The sequence below is a fragment of the Curvibacter sp. GW821-FHT01G03 genome (genome assembly GCF_059422285.1).
In genome coordinates this window covers 70,893-87,482 of the sequence record NZ_JBWKWP010000006.1, presented here as the reverse complement: position 1 = coordinate 87,482, position 16,590 = coordinate 70,893, and the positions used below count along the sequence as shown (strand labels likewise).

At 62.8% G+C, this 16,590-nt stretch carries 14 protein-coding genes; 7 read left to right on the top strand and 7 right to left on the bottom strand.

The window, feature by feature from the left end; translation table 11 throughout:
- Nucleotides 1–27: 27 nt before the first annotated feature.
- A complete protein-coding gene (locus AC07VS_RS09830) occupies nucleotides 28–1,008 on the top strand; it encodes a tripartite tricarboxylate transporter substrate binding protein (protein WP_494655870.1) in 981 nt (326 codons plus the stop codon).
- Between the two features lie 11 nt (nucleotides 1,009–1,019).
- Nucleotides 1,020–1,841 carry a VOC family protein gene (locus AC07VS_RS09825; RefSeq protein WP_494750855.1) on the top strand — a complete coding sequence of 274 codons (822 nt, stop codon included), beginning with the start codon at nucleotides 1,020–1,022 and terminating at the stop codon, nucleotides 1,839–1,841.
- Nucleotides 1,842–1,969: 128 nt separating this feature from the next.
- Here the strand turns inward: AC07VS_RS09825 and infA are convergent, their stop codons facing one another.
- Together infA and AC07VS_RS09815 are read right to left on the bottom strand one after the other, a co-directional pair.
- Nucleotides 1,970–2,224 carry a translation initiation factor IF-1 gene (gene infA / locus AC07VS_RS09820; protein WP_019573714.1) on the bottom strand — a complete coding sequence of 85 codons (255 nt, stop codon included), beginning with the start codon at nucleotides 2,222–2,224 and terminating at the stop codon, nucleotides 1,970–1,972.
- A 15-nt stretch (nucleotides 2,225–2,239) separates the two neighbouring features.
- Nucleotides 2,240–2,458, bottom strand: coding sequence for a DUF6566 family protein (locus AC07VS_RS09815; protein ID WP_027474877.1), 219 nt, complete (start codon nucleotides 2,456–2,458; stop codon nucleotides 2,240–2,242).
- Nucleotides 2,459–3,057: 599 nt separating this feature from the next.
- On the opposite strand from AC07VS_RS09815, the gene AC07VS_RS09810 reads away from it, so the two are divergent.
- A complete protein-coding gene (locus AC07VS_RS09810) occupies nucleotides 3,058–7,509 on the top strand; it encodes an EAL domain-containing protein (protein ID WP_494750854.1) in 4,452 nt (1,483 codons plus the stop codon).
- A gap of 29 nt (nucleotides 7,510–7,538) precedes the next feature.
- On the opposite strand, the gene AC07VS_RS09805 is transcribed toward AC07VS_RS09810, so the two are convergent.
- Nucleotides 7,539–10,196, bottom strand: a complete 2,658-nt coding sequence (locus AC07VS_RS09805; RefSeq protein WP_494750853.1) for a sensor domain-containing phosphodiesterase — start codon at nucleotides 10,194–10,196, stop codon at nucleotides 7,539–7,541.
- Here AC07VS_RS09805 and AC07VS_RS09800 point away from each other — a divergent pair.
- On the top strand, nucleotides 10,195–10,464 hold the full coding sequence (locus AC07VS_RS09800) for a hypothetical protein (RefSeq protein WP_494655873.1): 270 nt from the start codon (nucleotides 10,195–10,197) through the stop codon (nucleotides 10,462–10,464). The two genes, AC07VS_RS09805 and AC07VS_RS09800, sit on opposite strands and share 2 nt — an antisense overlap.
- A 1,010-nt stretch (nucleotides 10,465–11,474) precedes the next feature.
- On the opposite strand, the gene AC07VS_RS09795 is transcribed toward AC07VS_RS09800, so the two are convergent.
- Nucleotides 11,475–11,996, bottom strand: coding sequence for a Spy/CpxP family protein refolding chaperone (locus AC07VS_RS09795; protein ID WP_494750852.1), 522 nt, complete (start codon nucleotides 11,994–11,996; stop codon nucleotides 11,475–11,477).
- 197 nt (nucleotides 11,997–12,193) lie between these two features.
- On the opposite strand from AC07VS_RS09795, the gene AC07VS_RS09790 reads away from it, so the two are divergent.
- Complete coding sequence (locus AC07VS_RS09790) at nucleotides 12,194–13,174, top strand: recombination-associated protein RdgC (RefSeq protein WP_492349470.1); 981 nt, start codon at nucleotides 12,194–12,196, stop codon at nucleotides 13,172–13,174.
- A 59-nt stretch (nucleotides 13,175–13,233) separates the two neighbouring features.
- Nucleotides 13,234–14,484, top strand: a complete 1,251-nt coding sequence (locus AC07VS_RS09785) for a nucleoside recognition domain-containing protein (protein WP_494750851.1) — start codon at nucleotides 13,234–13,236, stop codon at nucleotides 14,482–14,484.
- Nucleotides 14,485–14,491: 7 nt separating this feature from the next.
- Here AC07VS_RS09785 and AC07VS_RS09780 read toward each other — a convergent pair whose 3' ends face one another.
- From AC07VS_RS09780 to AC07VS_RS09770, 3 genes are all read right to left on the bottom strand, one after another.
- A complete protein-coding gene (locus AC07VS_RS09780) occupies nucleotides 14,492–14,686 on the bottom strand; it encodes a YgaP family membrane protein (protein WP_492349472.1) in 195 nt (64 codons plus the stop codon).
- 69 nt (nucleotides 14,687–14,755) lie between these two features.
- On the bottom strand, nucleotides 14,756–15,235 hold the full coding sequence (gene cueR / locus AC07VS_RS09775) for a Cu(I)-responsive transcriptional regulator (RefSeq protein WP_492349473.1): 480 nt from the start codon (nucleotides 15,233–15,235) through the stop codon (nucleotides 14,756–14,758).
- Nucleotides 15,232–15,429, bottom strand: a complete 198-nt coding sequence (locus AC07VS_RS09770) for a heavy-metal-associated domain-containing protein (protein WP_492349474.1) — start codon at nucleotides 15,427–15,429, stop codon at nucleotides 15,232–15,234. Before AC07VS_RS09770 ends, cueR begins: the two co-directional genes overlap by 4 nt.
- Nucleotides 15,430–15,890: 461 nt before the next feature.
- On the opposite strand from AC07VS_RS09770, the gene AC07VS_RS09765 reads away from it, so the two are divergent.
- Nucleotides 15,891–16,394, top strand: a complete 504-nt coding sequence (locus AC07VS_RS09765; RefSeq protein WP_494750850.1) for a pyridoxamine 5'-phosphate oxidase family protein — start codon at nucleotides 15,891–15,893, stop codon at nucleotides 16,392–16,394.
- Nucleotides 16,395–16,590 lie beyond the last annotated feature (196 nt).

Below are 16,590 nucleotides of genomic sequence, written 5' to 3'. Positions count from 1 at the left end.
ACATTGCCACCCACCAGGAGTCTGCCCATGTCCGATCTCCCTCTGCACCGCCGCCACGCCCTGAGCCTGCTGGGCGCAGCCGCCCTGGCGCTGTCGCCCGTGGCCCGAGCCGACAGCGACACCCCGCTCAAGCTGGTGATCACCTTTCCACCCGGAGGCAGCACCGACATCGCGGCGCGCATCCTGCAGCCGCGCCTGTCCGAGAAGCTTGGCCGTCCCGTGGTGATCGAAAACCGCCCGGGGGCCGCCAGCCAGGTGGCCACGCAATACGTCGCCAAATCAGCCCCCGATGGCAACACCCTGCTGGTCAGCTTCGACACCCATGCCATCAACCCAATCGCCAAACCACGCCTGCCGTACGACACATTCAAGGATTTCACGGGCGTGTCGCTGGCCTTGCGTTTCCCTTTGGTGATTGCTGCATCGGCTTCAGTACCGGCGCGTGATCTGCGCGGCTTCATCGAAGCGGCCCGCAAAGCGCCCGGGAAATTCAGCTATGCCTCCACCGGGCTGGGTTCGATGAACCACCTGGTGATGGAAGACCTCAAGCGGCGCGCCGGCATCTTTGTGCTGCACGTGCCTTTCGGCGGCGGCGGCCCGGCGGTGCAGGCCGTGCTCGGCGATGTGACCAGCCTGACCCTGCTGAGCTATGCCGCGCTGCGCAGTCAGATTGCAGCCGGCAAACTCAAGGCACTGGCCGTCACCGGGGCACGACGCCTGCCGGAACTGCCCGAGGTCCCCACCGTGGCCGAATCGGGCTATCCCGGCTTCGAGGCCTATTCGTGGATCGGGATCTTTGCCCCCTCGGGCACGGCCGCAGCCACGGTACGGCAACTGACCGACGCTTTTCAGGCCACACTCAACAGCCCGGACATCCACCAGAAACTCAGCCAGGCGGGTTTCGAGGTGATGGCCACCGACGGCCCAGCCCTCGACCGCCACCTGAAGGATGAATACGAACGCTGGGGTTTGTTCGTGCGCCAGACCCATCTGAAACTCGACGACTAGAAAGAACCGCCATGCCCCTGCCACTCGATCACATCGTCATTGCCGTGCACAGGCTGGATCAGGCCATCACCGACTACCGGGCGCTGGGCTTTCAGGTCTTGATCGGTGGGCGGCACAACGGACGCACCTCGCACAACGCGCTGGTGGTGTTCCAGGACGGCAGCTACCTGGAACTGATCGCCTGGGAGGGCCCAGCCCCCCAGGAGCGCTGGTACAACACCTTGCAAAATGCCGGCGAAGGCCTGGTCGACTTCGCCCTGCTGCCCGGCGACACCACCGAGGTGTTGAACGCGGCGCGCGCCCGTGGCCTGCTCAGCCTGGAGGGCCCCTTTGACGGCGCCCGCCTGCGCCCCGACGGGGCCCAACTGCGCTGGCAGACTGCGCGCCATGCCAGCCCCGACCTGCCGTTTCTGTGCGGTGACATCAGCCCGCGGGCGCTGCGGGTGTCCGAGTTGCCAGCCGATCGTTTGCACCCCAATGGCAGCCTGGGCGTGGCCAGACTGGACATCGCCGTGCAGGCCTTGCCAACCTCGCTGACACGCTACCAGGCCTTGTTGGGCCCCGATCTTCAAGCCAGCCCTGTGTTGCTCGACGAAGGCGTGCAGCAAATCAGCCTGTTCTTGGGGGCCACCGAGTTGCGCTTGCAAAGCCCTGCCCCGGACGAGGCGGGCAATGCACGGGCCCAGGCACTGAAACACCGCCTGGCCACACGCGGCGAAGGCCCCTGCACCCTGGTGTTGCGCGGCGAACCCGCAGCCCAACCGGTCGAACTGCCTTTTGAACTCAGCCACGGTGTGGCCCTGAGCTGGGCATCGCCACTGAAGCGTCCCTGAAAACACGAAACCCCACGCCAGGTGGGGTTTGCAACCACGCCCGCACGCAAGGCAGACTGGTCATGGATGGCCTGACAGCTCAATCGCTGAAAGACCTTGGGCTGAAGCGACTCAGCCCTTGGCAGCGATCAACGCGGACGGCGCGGCACCATCGGGCCACGGCCTTCGATGTGGCGGAACTTGATGCGGCCCTTGCTCAGGTCATAGGGCGACAGTTCCAGCGACACCTTGTCGCCAGCCAGAATGCGGATGTGGTTCTTGCGCATCTTGCCGGCCGAATAGGCAATCAGTTCGTGACCGTTGTCCAGCGTGACACGGAAACGCGTGTCAGGCAGCACTTCGTTCACAACACCCATCATTTCAATCAGCTCTTCCTTGGCCATGGTGCTTTCCTTTAATTACGGTGTCAGGAGTTGAGGGCGCGCAAGGTCGCGTACCCATTGGATGCCCTGTTCGATGGCATAGCCCGAAGCAGCGGCACGTGTCGAAAACTGGGGGGTGAAACGCATCACCCGGTCGGTACTGGCGCTGCCACGGCCACTGGCGATGGAAACCTGGGAGGCAAAAGCGCCGTCTTCCAGTTCGCGGGCGCAGGCAGCAATTCGGTACTTGCCCATCTGAATGGGGTCTGAAGCAGTTGTTGAGTTCGAGTTGAAAATCATCAAGGGGTTGAAAAGACCTGGGTCAGCTGTGACCAAATGGTCCCGGACAAAAAATACTGGCAGCCCCAAATGCCTAGGGAGCCCGTCCTGAACAACCAGAGAACCCGGCCACAACTGGCGCGAACCCGGCAACGCGCCAGCAGTGGCAGCGTCAACAGAAGGGGAAAGCCGCCAGCGCCCCGCATGGTGCGTGAGCTGACGGACACGCCACAAGCAGGGCTGGACCGACAACCCCCTCTGCCGGGGGTGGGCGCATCCGCTCAACCAGTGAACAGGCGCAGTCAGTCGCCAAGGGCGATCCCGCAATGTAACACACTCGCCCCAAAAACGCTGCTGCTGGATTCCGTTGCAAAAATGTCAGTCCTGTGTCGAGCCCCAATTGACGACCCCTCTGCCATCTGAAACCATTGGTCACAATTTCCTTGCTTTACTTTTTCGCAAGGGCTGTGAGTTGTCCGTTTGAGCGCCTTCATTGATTATTCCCTCTCGCCTGGGCAGCCGGCCCTGCCGACCGGTCTCCGGTGCCATCTTCGATGTGCCGCTCGGGCACGGTCATGAGCACGGACACCCGTCCGGTCTCCGCAGCGTCAACCCCCCACTTGCCCGATCTGGCCACTGCCCCCCACTTTGATCGTCTGGTGCGCCTGGCAGCCACCTTGTGCGGTACGCGCCAGGCCTGGTTTGCGGTGTGGCAGGACCAGGTCCCCGTGGTGGTGGCCGGCACCGGGGTCACACTGGGCCCCATGCGGTGGACAAGTGCATTGCATGCCGCATGGTCCGAGGCCGCAGACGGGACGATCCGCCAGTTTTCTCCGCAACAGGACCCGGCCTGGGCCGGCCACCCCTGGGTGCAGGGGCCGCCCGGCCTGTGCTTTCTGGCCGGCGTGGACCTGCGCAGCCGTGACGGCGAACGCATGGGCATGCTGTGTGTCGCTGATTCGCAGGCACGAGAGTTGGACACAGAACAACGCGAAGCCCTGGACGCCCTGGCCTCGCAAGCCTTGCTGCTGCTGGAGTTCGGGCGCCAGCAATCCCGCTGGAACGACGCAGAGACACAGAACCGCCAGGCCCGCCAATGGCAGCAACTGCAAAGACAGGCCCAGCGCATTGCCGGGCAGGTGGCAGAAGTCGGCGGGTGGATCCTGACCCTGCCGGATCGCCAGTTTGTCTGGTCGCCCGAAGTGGCCCACATCCATGGTGTGAGTCCCGAAACCACCATCACGGCGGAACAGGCCTTTGCCTTCTACCTGCCCGACGATCAGCAACGCTTGAACACCGCCTACCGGGCCTGCGTGCGCGAGGGCGCCCGGTTCGAGCTTGAACTGATGCTGCGCCGCGCCGACGGCCAGGCCATCTGGGTACGGCTGATCGGCGAAGCCGTGCGCGACGAACAGGGAACCACCGTGGCAGTGCAGGGGGCCCTGGAGAACATCGATGCCCGCAAGCGTGAGGTTGAAACCCGGCTGGCCATCGTGCGCATGCAGCAAGAGATCGCCAACGCCGAACTCGACCTGGACGGCGTTCTGGAGTTGATGGCCCGGCGCGCTGCCGAGTTGACCGGTGCCGAAGGCAGCTCGGTCGAGTTGGTGGACGCGCTGGATTGTGTCTGCATGGCCTGCGCCGGCACGCTGAGTGCCTATGTGGGCCGGCGCATCGCGCTGCACGACACGTTGGCAGGCCAGGTGCTGCTGCAAAACAACACCGTGCGCTGCCAAGACACTGAGCAAGACCCGCGCGTCCAGGTTTCGCTGGCCCGCGCACTGGGAGTGCGCTCGTTGATCGTGGCACCACTCAAGGCGGGCGAGCAGGTGCTGGGGGTGATCCGGGTGGTCTCGGGCCGACCCGAGGCCTTCAGCCTGCGCGATGAAACCAACTTGCAGATCCTGGTCCTGACACTGGGCGGTGTGATTCAGCGCCAGCGCCTGGGGGCCAAATTGCAGGCCTCGGAAGCCCAGTACCGATTGCTCTTCGACCTGAACCCACAGCCCATGTGGGTGCACAGCATCGGTGACATGCGCATGCTGGCCGCCAACAAGGCCATGGTGGCGCACTACGGCTACAGCCATGAGGAACTGCGCCACATGAAGGCGCCCGAATTCTGGGTCGACGACAGCGAAGCCTCGCGTCAGGAGCGACTGGCATCGATCCAGCGCGGTGACGTGCAGATCAACACGCCACGCTGCCACCGCCGGCGCGACGGCACGCTGATGGATGTGGAAGTGACAGCCAACACCATCACCTTCGACGGTGAGGCGGCCCGGCTGGTGATCGCCACCGACGTGACCGAACGGCAACGCGCCGCGCGCGACCAGCAGCGCCTGACTCGGGCCCAACTGACCCTCAGCGCCTGCAACGAAGCGCTGGTGCGCGCCAGCACCGAACTGGGCCTGCTGGAGGACGTGACCCGCACCTTGGTCGACATCGGCGGCTACCGCCTGGCCTGGGTGACTTACTTGGGGCTGGACGAGCCCCAGCAGCAGATCAGGGCCGTGGCCCGATACGGCCAGGGTGGTGGATTTCTGGAACAACTGGACCAGGCCGATGCCCCGCCAAGCCCCATGGCCCAGGCCTTGCTCGACGGACGACTGTTGATCCTGGCGGATCTGCAGCAAAGCCCGGACTGGGCGGCCTGGAGATCCAAGGCGCTGCAACATGGGCTGCGCGGCCTGGTGTGCCTGCCTCTGCGCGTCGGCGCTCGCCGTCTGGGCCTGTTGACACTGCACTCGGACGAAGCGTGCCGGATCAGCCATGCCGAAGAGCAGTTGCTCCAGTCCCTGTCCAACGATCTGGCCTTTGGCATCAGCAACCTGCGGGCCCAGGAAGAGCAGAACCGCCTGCAACATGCCGTACTGAAGCTGGCCACGGCCGTGTCGGCCAGCACCGGCACGGCGTTCTTCGATCAACTGGCCCGCAACATGGCCGAGGCCCTGGATGCGCAGGCCGGTTTCGTGGCCCGATTGCTACCGGCCACGGCTGACTCACCCGCTCGCCTGCGCCTGATTGCGGCCCAGGTGGCTGGGCAGGCCATCGCCCAAGCCGATTACCTGCTCGCCGGGACCCCCTGTGAACAAGTGCTGAAAGACGGCATGGGATTGGTGCGCAAAGAACTGGCCTGTGCCTATCCCGGCATGGCGGGGCACGCGCCGGCGGTGGCCTATGTGGGCCGGCGCCTGGACAACGCGGCCGGTGAACCGGTGGGCCTGGTGTTTGCCCTGTTCGAGCGACCGCTGGCCCAGACCAGCTTTCTGGTGTCGGCCCTGCACATCTTTGCCGCGCGCGCCGGCGCCGAACTGGCCCGCTTGGCCGCAGACAGCCAGATCCGCGATCAGGCCTCGCTGCTGGACAAGGCCCAAGACGCCATCATCGTGCGCCGCATCGATGGCGGGCTGAGCTATTGGAACAAGGGGGCTGAACGCCTGTACGGCTTCACCGCTGCCCAGGCCCTGGACCCCGAGATCGGCCTGTGCATCGAACGTGAGCACCTGCACTTCGATCTTGATCCCGCGCACCTGCTGCAAGACGGCGAATGGAGCGGCGAAATTGAACAGCAGCGCCAAGATGGCAGCTCGCTCACCGTGGAGAGCCGGTGGACCCTGGTGCACGATGCCTTCGGTACGCCTGAGGCGATTCTGTCGATCAACACCGATGTGACGGCCCGCAAACAGGCGGAACAGCAGATCCAGCGCCTGGCCTTCTTCGATGCCCTGACCGAGCTGCCCAACCGCCAGCTGTTGATGGACCGCCTGCAGCATGCACTCGCCAGCAGCACACGCACCGGCGCAGGCGGGGCCTTGCTGTTCATCGATCTGGACAACTTCAAAACCCTCAACGACACCCTGGGCCATGACCAGGGTGACGAGCTGCTGCGCCAGGTGGCGCGGCGCCTGAGCGCCTGCGTGCGTGAATCGGACACGGTGGCCCGCCTGGGTGGGGACGAGTTCGTGGTGATGCTGGAAAACCTGGGCCAGGCCCACCAGGACGTGATCGAACACGCCAGCCGCATCGGGGGCAAGGTGCTGGCCACCATGGCGGCGCCGTTCCTGCTGGCCGGCCAACAGCATGAAAGCAGTTGCAGCATTGGCGTGGCCCCCTTCATGGATGGCAACAGCGGCATCAGCGAACTGCTCAAGCAGGCCGACCTGGCCATGTACCAGGCCAAGACGGCCGGGCGCAACACGCTGCGCTTCTTCGACCCGGCCATGCAGGCCGAAGTCAGTGCCCGCGCCACCCTGGAAGCGGCACTGCGCCAGGCACTGGCCCGGGGCGAGCTGATGCTGCACTACCAGCCACAGACCGAACAGGGCCGGCATGTCAGTGGGGTGGAAGCACTGGTGCGCTGGCGCCACCCGGTGCGCGGCATGGTGTCACCTGCCGAGTTCATCCCGCTGGCCGAAGATACCGGGCTGATCATTCCCATCGGGCGCTGGGTGCTCGACACGGCCTGCAGCCTGCTCGCACGCTGGGCCGGACAGGTCGAGACCGAGTCCCTGAGCGTGGCCGTGAACGTCAGTTCGCGCCAATTCAAACACCCTGATTTTGTGCAACACGTGATCAGCGCACTGGACGCCCACGGAGCCCGACCGGACCGGCTCAAGCTGGAGCTGACCGAAAGCCTGCTGGTGGACGACATGGACGCCATCATCGAACGCATGGGTCAGTTGAAAAACCTGGGGGTGGGATTCTCGCTGGACGACTTTGGCACCGGCTACTCCAGCCTCAGCTACCTCAAGCGCCTGCCGCTGGACCAGCTCAAGATCGACCAGTCCTTCGTGCGCGATGTGCTCACCGATCCCAACGACGCGGCCATTGTGCGCACCATCATCAACCTGGGCCGCAGCCTGGGTCTGGCGGTGATCGCAGAAGGCGTCGAATCACGTGACCAGCAAGACTTTCTCGCACGCCACGACTGCCATGCCTTCCAGGGCTACGCCTTCGGCAAGCCGATGGCCGATCAGGAACTGAGCCAGTTCCTGAGCCGCAACCAGAACCTGCAGCCGATGCACTGAAGTGCAGGGCAGGCCTGCGGGTCCCGGCGTCAGGCCGGGGCCTCGCCCCGGGTACAGCTGGCCAGCCAGGGCAACAAGGGGGTGGGGCGCGCAAAGTGATACCCCTGCAGCCCATCGCATCCGTGGGCAAACAGGAACGCCACCTGGCGTTCGTTCTCCACCCCTTCGGCAATCACCTGCAGCCGGAACTGGCGCGCCATCAACAGCACCGAACGCACGATGGCCACATCGCCATCATCCTCTGGAATGCCATCGATGAAACTGCGATCGATCTTGATCTCATGGATCGGCAGCCGCTTGAGGTAGCCCAGGCTGGAAAAACCCGTGCCGAAATCATCGATCGAGAAACGGATGCCCAGTGCGATCAGCTCGTCCATCTGCGACTGCACGCTGTCTGAACGCTCCAGCAGCAAGCCTTCGGTGATTTCGAAGATCAGGCGGTTGGCCGGGGCACCGCTGCGTTGCAACAGGGCGCGCACCCGCTCCACGAAATCAGGCTGGCGAAACTGCCTGGGGCTCACGTTCACCGACAACGGGAACGCCAGCCCGGCCGCCTGCAACTGCAGCAAGGCCTGCACGGCCTGCTCCAGCACCCATTCACCCAGGGGCACGATCAGGCCCGAGGTCTCGGCCACCGGGATGAACTCCACCGGCGACACCGCTCCTCGCACCGGGTGTTGCCAACGGATCAACAATTCGGCCCCGATCACCACCTGCCCGGTGCTGAACTGGGGTTGCACGTGCAGCGACAGTTGCTGATCCTGCAGCGCGTGCTTGAGGTCTTCTTCGATCAAAAACCGTTTTTCGATCTCGGTCTGCATACCGGGCTCGAACAAGGCCACCCGGTTGGCCCCGGTGGCCTTGGCATGGTTCATGGCGGCGTCAGCCTGGCGCAGCACATCTTCAGCGTCGGGGTAGGCCCCCTGATCCGACCCCTGATCGAGTTGTGGGCACACGGTGACGCCCAGGCTGGCGGTCACGCTGAAGCTCTGGTCTCCCAGCGGCAAGGGTTGCAGCAAGGCCACCCGCAACTGCTCGGCCAGGGCCTGAGCCTGTTGCCACGGAAGCAACGATGCAGAACGCGGCAGATGTGGCAACAGCACCACGAACTCGTCGGCTCCCAGGCGGGCCAGGATGGCGTCCGGGCCCAGCGATTCACTCAACCGCCGCGCCACACTGCGCAACAGCACATCGCCCTGGCCATGGCCTCGCGCATGGTTGAGGCGCTTGAAGCCGTCAAGATCCACATGGATGACGGCACCCGACCCTTCGGGCGGGCAAGCCTGCAGCCACTCGAACAGCTTGGCCACCATCAACGCCCGGTTGGGCAGGCTGGTCAGCGGGTCATAGTAGGCACGCCGGAAGTTGTCCTCATCGGTCAACTTGCGTTCGGTGATGTCGGTGTGGGTCCCGATCATGCGCAAGGGGCAACCCTGGGCATCCCGGGCCACCACCAGACCACGGCTGAGGATCCATTTCCATTGTCCGTCACGGCAACGTGCCCGGTGCTCGCTGCGAAACAAAGGGGCGACACCCTCGAAATGCTGCTGGCGGGCCGCCTGGTGGGCGGCCAGGTCTTCCGGATGCACCCAAGCATCGGGATCATCGCCCGGCAACGCTTCAGCCTCGCCGTAGCCATACAAGGCGCGGTACTGAGGCGAAAAATAGTGTTCGTTGCTTTCGATGTTCCAGTCCCAGACCCCGGCAGCAGCCCCCTCGAGTGCGAATTTCCAGCGTGCCTCGGCCTCGCGCAGTTCCTGCTCGGCACGGCGGCGGTCAGAGATTCGGATGAAAAGCCCGTGCCAGAGCACCGAGCCGTCAGGCTCCATGGTCGGCCTCGACTTGCCCTGAAACCACTCCAGCCGGCCGTCTGGCAGATGGCTGCGGAACTCCATGGACCAGGGCGTCAGCGTCTTTTCGCAAGCCAGCACCGATTGCCTCATCGCTTCGCGGTCATCGACATGCAATTGCTCAAAAAACGGCGCTGCGTCGGCTTTCAAGATCTCCGGCGCCAAGCCGAACAGATCCAGGAACGCATGGCTGGCAAAAGGAAACGACCCGACACCGGGCGAAGACAGGCGAAATTGATAGATCGCCGTCGGCATCCAACGGGCCAACTGGTTCAGCTGTTGTTCACAGGCCGCCCCTAGGCGCTCCTTGTGGCTCAGCCGTTGATGGGTCGCCGCCAGCTCGATCTGGCGACGGCGCAATTCCAGGCGTGCCATGACCAGGTCGGCCAGCAGACGCAGTTGGACCCGATCCGCTTCGAGCCACTGACGTGGCGAAGAGTCCAAAGCACACAGGCTGCCCAGCAGATGGCCTTCATCATTGATCAAAGGCACGCCGGCATAGGCGCGGATCTGGGGCCCGTCCAACACCAGAGGATGCTGGGCAAAACGGGGGTCGATGCTGGCGTCATCCACCGTCAGCATTTGACCTGTGGACAACATTTCGCGGCAAAACGACTGCTCCAGGGGCAATTGTTCCAGCGAAAACCCCACCCGGGACTTGAACCACCAGCGTGGGTCATCCAGAAAGCCCACCAAGGCCGTCGACACCCCCAGCAAACGGGTGGCCAACTGGGTCAATTCGTCAAAAGGGGCCTCGGCTTCGGTGTCGAGCACTTGATAGCGCTGCAAGCTGAGCTTTCGGGCCTGCTCCTGCCCCGGGTTTCCCATCCAGTTCATGAACGTGCGCAGCCCGTCCACCGTAACCGGTTGGCATCGCAGCGCATGGGTATCGGCGTGTGAAAGCACCACCCATGCAGGCGACGTTCACCGGACCCATCCGTGTTTGGAACAGAAAAAAGCATCAAAAAAGGGAGGACAAACAGGTTTTGCCAGGGCACAGACCCAGCAGCGAACCGTGATTCTGGCGACAAAAACGCGTTCAAAGCGCCAAAACGGGCAATTTTTACATTCCAGACCGACGGAAAAGAGCGGAAATCATTTATGACCCGCATTTCAATCACATTTGGGGCCACCCAGTTGTCCCTGACTTCTTCTTTGTATTCAATATATTGAAATAGTAGTAGTAGTAAGGGGCGTCCTAGTCTGTGGATAACTCATCTTTCTCTATCTTTGACAATAACTTGCAGATGATTGAAGCCTGTGCGCAGCTCTGCTCTCAAGGTGTTTCACTTTCATCAACAACTTTGGCTTGATGCGCCAGCCTGTGGACAAGCAGGGGCTTGTTCTGGATTTATCCCCAAACTTGTCCCGTGCAGACCCTCTTTGGAGGGCTCGAACAGCGTTGATCAATAAAACAACAGTCAACCAACGCCGTTGGCTGAAGGGACGCGCGACAGGGTTTTTTTGCCCATCTGCTGTGGCCTGAGCCCTGCTTCAACGATTTTGGAGCGCCTGAGTTGGCGAAAGCTGGCCTGTGATGCAAGGGGTCACCCTGCCGGACCTGGAAAAAAAGAGCTTGTGCAGGGGTTTCTGGTGCTCTGGGCAGCGCACAACCGGGTCATCAAGGCTGTTCAGGTCGGGCGGCCTGTGTGGTCAGGGTGGCCGAAGACCTTTGAACTTGTTTTTCAGACGCCCGATTCGTTGCTCACCACAGCACCCCATTCAAGAAAAACGCGTCTTCCATGGACCCGTGCGGGTGTCCCTGACTTCTTCTTTGTATTTAATTTATTTAAATAGTAGTAGTAATAAGCAAGGTACTTTTCTGTGGATAAGTCACTTTTTTCTATTTAAATCAAATACTTGTCACACTTCAAACCTTGTGGGACGAGGCCTGGGAATTTCGGGCTTGGCCGGGGACAACTGGGATCGCTGCGCGGCGGCTGTGGACAAACCCCGAGTTGTTCTTGCGCTATCCCCAGGGTTTTCCGCGGCATTTTTGACTCGTGGATTTCATAATGCAAAAAACAAACCCCCCAGGACCTGACGGTGCTGGGGGGTTGCGCGTGATCAATCTTGGAAGGGTCTGGCGTCCTGTGTTGTGCTGGCCTCCTTTTCTCAGGCTGGGTGATGGGGGTGGTGCATGCCGTGTTCTGGGCCTGACCTGGGGGCCATCAGGCGCTGGGCTTCGGCATCAAACACTTTTTGCTGTTCGGCATCGAGTGCTGCATAAAGCGACTTGGTCGCCTGGTGCCGCTGGCCCATGCTTTGAGCGCGCTGCTGGTGCAGGGTTTCCAGTCGGTCCAGGCGCTCAGGCGTGCTGAGCTGGGCCAATTCGGCCCGGTCAGGCCGGGTGGGTGGGGAGGCCGGCGGTTTGATCGCGTTGGTGAAGGCTGTCCAGGCGGTTTCCTGATCGGCCCGCAATTTGAGCCGGGCCTTGAGTTCGGCACTGTGGCGTTCGAATCGGGCCAGTCGGCGGGCCGGGTCGGGTCGATGGTGGCCTGAGTCGCTGAACTGCATGCTGCGTGGGGAGGGCGTGTTGGTCACCCCATCCGTGGTGGGGGCCGCCTGGGCCAGACCGATGCAGGCCGTGGCGACCAGCAGGTAGGCAGACCATCCGATCTTGGTCAGTGATTTCATGGCTTTCCTTTCAGGGGAGCTGGCGTGCCGGGGGGCACATCAACAGGGTTCCCAGTCTGCTGGGATGCTGTTTCGCGGCCATGAGTGGGCGGTGAGACTAAGTAAAGCTGCAGGCCCCCGCCAGCCCTCACAATGGAGGGGTGGGGACCTGTCGAAATTCACAGTTCCCGGATGCCTTTTTGATTCAAGGGATTTCAGTGTTCAAGAATTTGATTGTTTACCGCCTGGGTGAAGGCTGGACGGCCTCCATGGAAGAGGTGGAAGCGGCGCTCGACAAGGTGCGCTACGTGGAATGCGGTGCCAGCCAGGAGAAATCCGTCGGCTGGGTCGAACCCCGTGGCGATGCCCACGGCCCCTTGCTGGAGTCGGTGGGCGGGCAGTGGATCCTGAAGTTCATGATCGAGGTGAAAAGCGTGCCCGGCTCGGTGCTCAATCGCAAGGCCAAGGAACGGGCCCAGCAGATCGAGCAGACCACCGGCCGCAAGCCCGGCAAGAAGGAAACCAAGGAACTCAAGGAAGAGATCAAGCACAGCCTGCTGCCGATGGCCTTTTCCAAGCAGGGCTCGGTGTTGGTCTGGATCGATCAGTCGGCGCGCCTGCTGATGATCGAAGCGGGCAGCCAGGGGCGGGCCGATGAGGTGGTGACCGCTCTGGTCAAGTCGCTCGATGGTTTTGCCGTGGCCCTGCTCGACACCCAGATCAGCCCGGTGAGCGCCATGGCCGAGTGGCTGACCACCCAGGAGCCACCGGCGGGCTTTGCCATTGAGCAGGAATGCGAGCTCAAGGCCGGAGATGAATCCAAGTCGGTGGTGCGCTACGCCCGCCACCCGCTCGACAACGACGAGGTCAAGCAACACATCGCCCAGGGCAAGCTGCCCACCCGGCTGGCCTTGAGTTGGGATGACCGGGTCTCCTTCATGCTGACCGAGGGCATGCAGCTCAAGAAAATCAGTTTCCAGGACGTGGTGTTCGAGGGTAAATCGGCCGACGACGGTGGTTTTGACGCCGATGTGGCCATCGCCACCGGTGAATTGGTGCAGATGCTGCCCGACCTGATCAATGCGCTGGGGGGGGAAGCCCAGCGGCCCAGCCTGGCCCCGGCGGAGGCCCAGGCCGCGCAGCCGGTGGCCCCGGGGGCGGCAGCCTCGGCAGACGAGGACGATTCGCCGCCTTTCTGAGTGCGCTGACTTCGGCTGAAATCTGCTGATATTTGCTGACATTTGACTGAAATTTCGCCATGGCCTTGAACCTTGTCTGGGTCGGTCTGTTCGGCACGGCTTTTGCCGCAGCGCTGTGGCGTTGGCTGGTGGGGGGGGATGCCGCGGCCTTTCCGGGCCTGCTCGGGGCGATGTTTGATTCAGCCCGGTCGGGCTTTGAGTTGTCGCTGGGCCTGGCCGGCATCATGACCTTGTGGCTGGGCCTGATGCGTGTCGGCGAAAAGGCCGGCATGGTGGCCAGCCTGGCGCGCTTGGCCAGCCCGGTGCTGCGACGTCTGTTTCCGGAGGTGCCGGCTGGGCATGCGGCGCAAGGGGCGATGACGCTCAATCTGTCGGCCAACCTGCTGGGTCTGGACAACGCCGCCACCCCACTGGGTTTGCAGGCCATGCGGGAGTTGCAGACGCTCAACCCCCAGCCGGAGGTGGCCAGCCATGCGCAGGTGATGTTCGTGGTGCTCAACACCGCCGGCCTGACGCTGATCCCGAGCTCGGTGATTGCCATCCGGCAGAGCGTGGCCTTGAAGCAGGGCCTGCTGTCCTTCAATGCCGCCGATATTTTCTTGCCCACCCTGGTGGTCACCCTCACGTCCTTGCTGGCCGGCGTGCTGGCGGTGGCCGTGGCCCAGCGCATGGCCTGGTGGCGGCCCCGTTTCTGGCTGACCGGGCTGGCGGCGGTGGCTGGCCTGCTGGCGGTGGTGGCCGGCCTGGCCAGCCTGCCAGCCGAGCAGGCTTCTCGCCTCACGGGGGCGGTGGGGGCTTTTCTGATTGTGGCGCTGGTGATGCTGTTCCTTGGGGTGGGCAGCTGGCGCCGGGTACCGGTCTACGAGGCCTTCATCGAAGGCGCTCGCGAAGGCTTCAGCGTGGCGGTGCAGATCGTGCCCTACCTGGTGGCGATGCTGGTCGCGGTGGGGGCGTTCCGTGCGGCTGGCTGCATGGATGCCCTGATGGGCTGGTTGGGCCAGGGCGTGTCGGCCCTGGGTTGGGACACGGCTTTTCTGCCCGCCTTGCCGGTGGGGTTGATGAAGGTGCTTTCAGGTGCCGGGGCGCGTGGGCTGATGGTCGACGTGTTGCAGACCCACGGCGTGGATTCGTTTGTGGGACGCCTGGCCGCCATCATCCAGGGATCGACTGAAACCACGTTCTACGTGCTGGCCGTGTATTTCGGCAGCGTGGGCATCCGCCACACCCGCCATGCCCTGGTGTGTGCCCTGGTGGCCGACGCCGTGGGCCTGTTGGCCGCCATCGGCGTGGCCTATGCGCTGTGGCGCTGAAACCGCTTCAATCCTTGCGCAGGCCGCAGGTGTTCCAGCCCAGCAATTGGTAAGGCGGGCACCAGCCCAGCAGACCGGTGGCCAGCGGCACAACACCGATCCAGCCCCACAGCCCCACGGTGCCCGTGGCTGCCAGGGCCACCAGCACGGCGCCCACGGCAATGCGCAGGATGCGGTCGATACCGCCGACGTTCTTGGTCATGAATAGCTCCAGAAGGGTTGTTGAAGACTGAATTTGATACCCCACGGGGTATCATCGACATGATCTGTGTCAATGTTCTACCGATGGGCACGAGCCCGCACAGGGGTTGGCTTCGGCCTCATGCAGGCCCGCCAGGTCGTCCAGGATCGGGCATTCCGGGCGTTCGTCACCCGAGCAGCACTGCAGCAGGTGTTGCAGCGAGCGTTGCATGGCCTGCATGGCCGCGATGCGGCGCGACAACTCATCCACATGGTGTTGGGCGATGCGTTTGACGCTGGCGCTGGTGCGTTCCTGATTGCCCCACAGGCCCAGCAGTTCGGCGATCTCGGCCATCGAAAAACCCAGCTCGCGGCTGCGCCGGATGAAGCGCAGCCGATGCACATCGGCCTGACCATACAGGCGGTAACCGCTGTCGGTGCGTTGCACGGCAGCGAGCAGGCCCAATGATTCGTAGTGACGGACCATCTTGGCTGACACCCCGGCCAGGCGAGCCGCTTCCCCGATCTGCACGGGCCCGGTGTCTTGGCGGCGCTGTGGGCTCGGTGTCATGCGGCGACGGCGTAGCCTTCCTCGGCGATGGCCGCGGCCAGGGGTTCGCGAGGTTTTTCGCTTTGTACCGTGACCTGACCGCTTGGGCGGTCGATCTGCACCTGGGCCAGAGGGTCGACAGCCTTGACGGCCTGGGTGACGGCGCGTTCGCAATGGCCGCAGGTCATGCCCTGCACTTGAAATTGATGTTCCATGAGCTTTCTCCTGAAGGGGTCTGGATTCAGACCGTGGGGGTGATGATCAAGCTTGCCACCGTGGGAAGGTCAAGCCTTGCGCTGTATTTTCGGGTTTCATTTTTAGGGATCTGGGTTTGACGGTGTTTCCTGCGCCTAAATCGGCCTCTGTCACCTTGTTGCAAAGCTGCCTTGTGTTGCGGGAGAAGAAGCCGTAAAACCCTTTGAGCCGTTGCCTCAATCCGCAATATAGAGATCTTCGACGAGGCATCGAACAACACGCGGCACGTGGCCCCGGCATTCGCCGCGCAGCACGACGACATACCCTGGCAGGTCATTTGCGCGATGACCCATCGCGTCTCGCACGGCTATGACTAGGTGGATTTGGAAATCGTCTGGAAAACGATCCAAGGTGGCCTACCCGCCCGTACGCGTGAGTCAATCAGGTGAGCGTGCCCCCTACCTCGCAATCCCAATAAAGAATGGATGAAACCATGACCATTGACAGACATCCTTCGGTGATGGACAGCACCGTTTTGCTCTATCTGCAGAAGTCAGTGCTGTGTTGGCTGGCAACCATCGACGAAAACGGCTGTCCTAACGTTTCTCCGAAGGAAATTTTCTGTGCATCTGGCAACGGTTTGCTGCTGATTGCGAATATTGCCTCGCCAGGCAGTCTGAGGAATATTCAAACGAACCCACAGGTGTGCGTGAGCTTTGTGGATGTATTCACTCAGAAAGGGTTCAAGATCAAAGGCAAAGCTTCTGCAATACGAATTGGAGACGAAGCCTTCCCGGGCTTTGCCTCTCCCCTCGCCGCTCTTGCTGGGGAACGGTTTTCGTTCATGTCCCTGTTCGTGATTGATGTGCAATCAGTTGAGCCAATTGTTGCGCCAAGCTATCGATTGTTTCCTGATACCCAAGAGGCTTCCCAGATCAACTCTGCGATGCAACGGTATGGCGTTCAACCCATTCCCCTGAACTGAATTCAATAGATGAGTTCCGCTAACTTCCTCAAGGAAGGCCTTTACGCCGTTTGTGAAAGGTCCGGCAACCCCTCGGTTGCTGGTGTCCTAGGTGCGAGATATCTGTGGGAGTGGCATCCGCGTCTTCACGATTGAGCAGCTGTTCATCCTCAACGACTTCAAGCATCTGTTTACGAACGCCTTGACCTAGCTCCTG

What these genes read in the sequence shown, in the direction of transcription:
- AC07VS_RS09830 (WP_494655870.1), top strand. Translation starts at nt 28, where the DNA reads ATGTCCGATCTCCCTCTGCACCGCCGCCACGCCCTGAGCCTGCTGGGC.
- AC07VS_RS09825 (WP_494750855.1), top strand. Translation starts at nt 1,020, where the DNA reads ATGCCCCTGCCACTCGATCACATCGTCATTGCCGTGCACAGGCTGGAT.
- infA (WP_019573714.1), bottom strand. Translation starts at nt 2,224, where the DNA reads ATGGCCAAGGAAGAGCTGATTGAAATGATGGGTGTTGTGAACGAAGTG.
- AC07VS_RS09815 (WP_027474877.1), bottom strand. Translation starts at nt 2,458, where the DNA reads ATGGGCAAGTACCGAATTGCTGCCTGCGCCCGCGAACTGGAAGACGGC.
- AC07VS_RS09810 (WP_494750854.1), top strand. Translation starts at nt 3,058, where the DNA reads ATGAGCACGGACACCCGTCCGGTCTCCGCAGCGTCAACCCCCCACTTG.
- AC07VS_RS09800 (WP_494655873.1), top strand. Translation starts at nt 10,195, where the DNA reads ATGAACGTGCGCAGCCCGTCCACCGTAACCGGTTGGCATCGCAGCGCA.
- AC07VS_RS09805 (WP_494750853.1), bottom strand. Translation starts at nt 10,196, where the DNA reads ATGAACTGGATGGGAAACCCGGGGCAGGAGCAGGCCCGAAAGCTCAGC.
- AC07VS_RS09795 (WP_494750852.1), bottom strand. Translation starts at nt 11,996, where the DNA reads ATGAAATCACTGACCAAGATCGGATGGTCTGCCTACCTGCTGGTCGCC.
- AC07VS_RS09785 (WP_494750851.1), top strand. Translation starts at nt 13,234, where the DNA reads ATGGCCTTGAACCTTGTCTGGGTCGGTCTGTTCGGCACGGCTTTTGCC.
- AC07VS_RS09780 (WP_492349472.1), bottom strand. Translation starts at nt 14,686, where the DNA reads ATGACCAAGAACGTCGGCGGTATCGACCGCATCCTGCGCATTGCCGTG.
- cueR (WP_492349473.1), bottom strand. Translation starts at nt 15,235, where the DNA reads ATGACACCGAGCCCACAGCGCCGCCAAGACACCGGGCCCGTGCAGATC.
- AC07VS_RS09770 (WP_492349474.1), bottom strand. Translation starts at nt 15,429, where the DNA reads ATGGAACATCAATTTCAAGTGCAGGGCATGACCTGCGGCCATTGCGAA.
- AC07VS_RS09765 (WP_494750850.1), top strand. Translation starts at nt 15,891, where the DNA reads ATGGATGAAACCATGACCATTGACAGACATCCTTCGGTGATGGACAGC.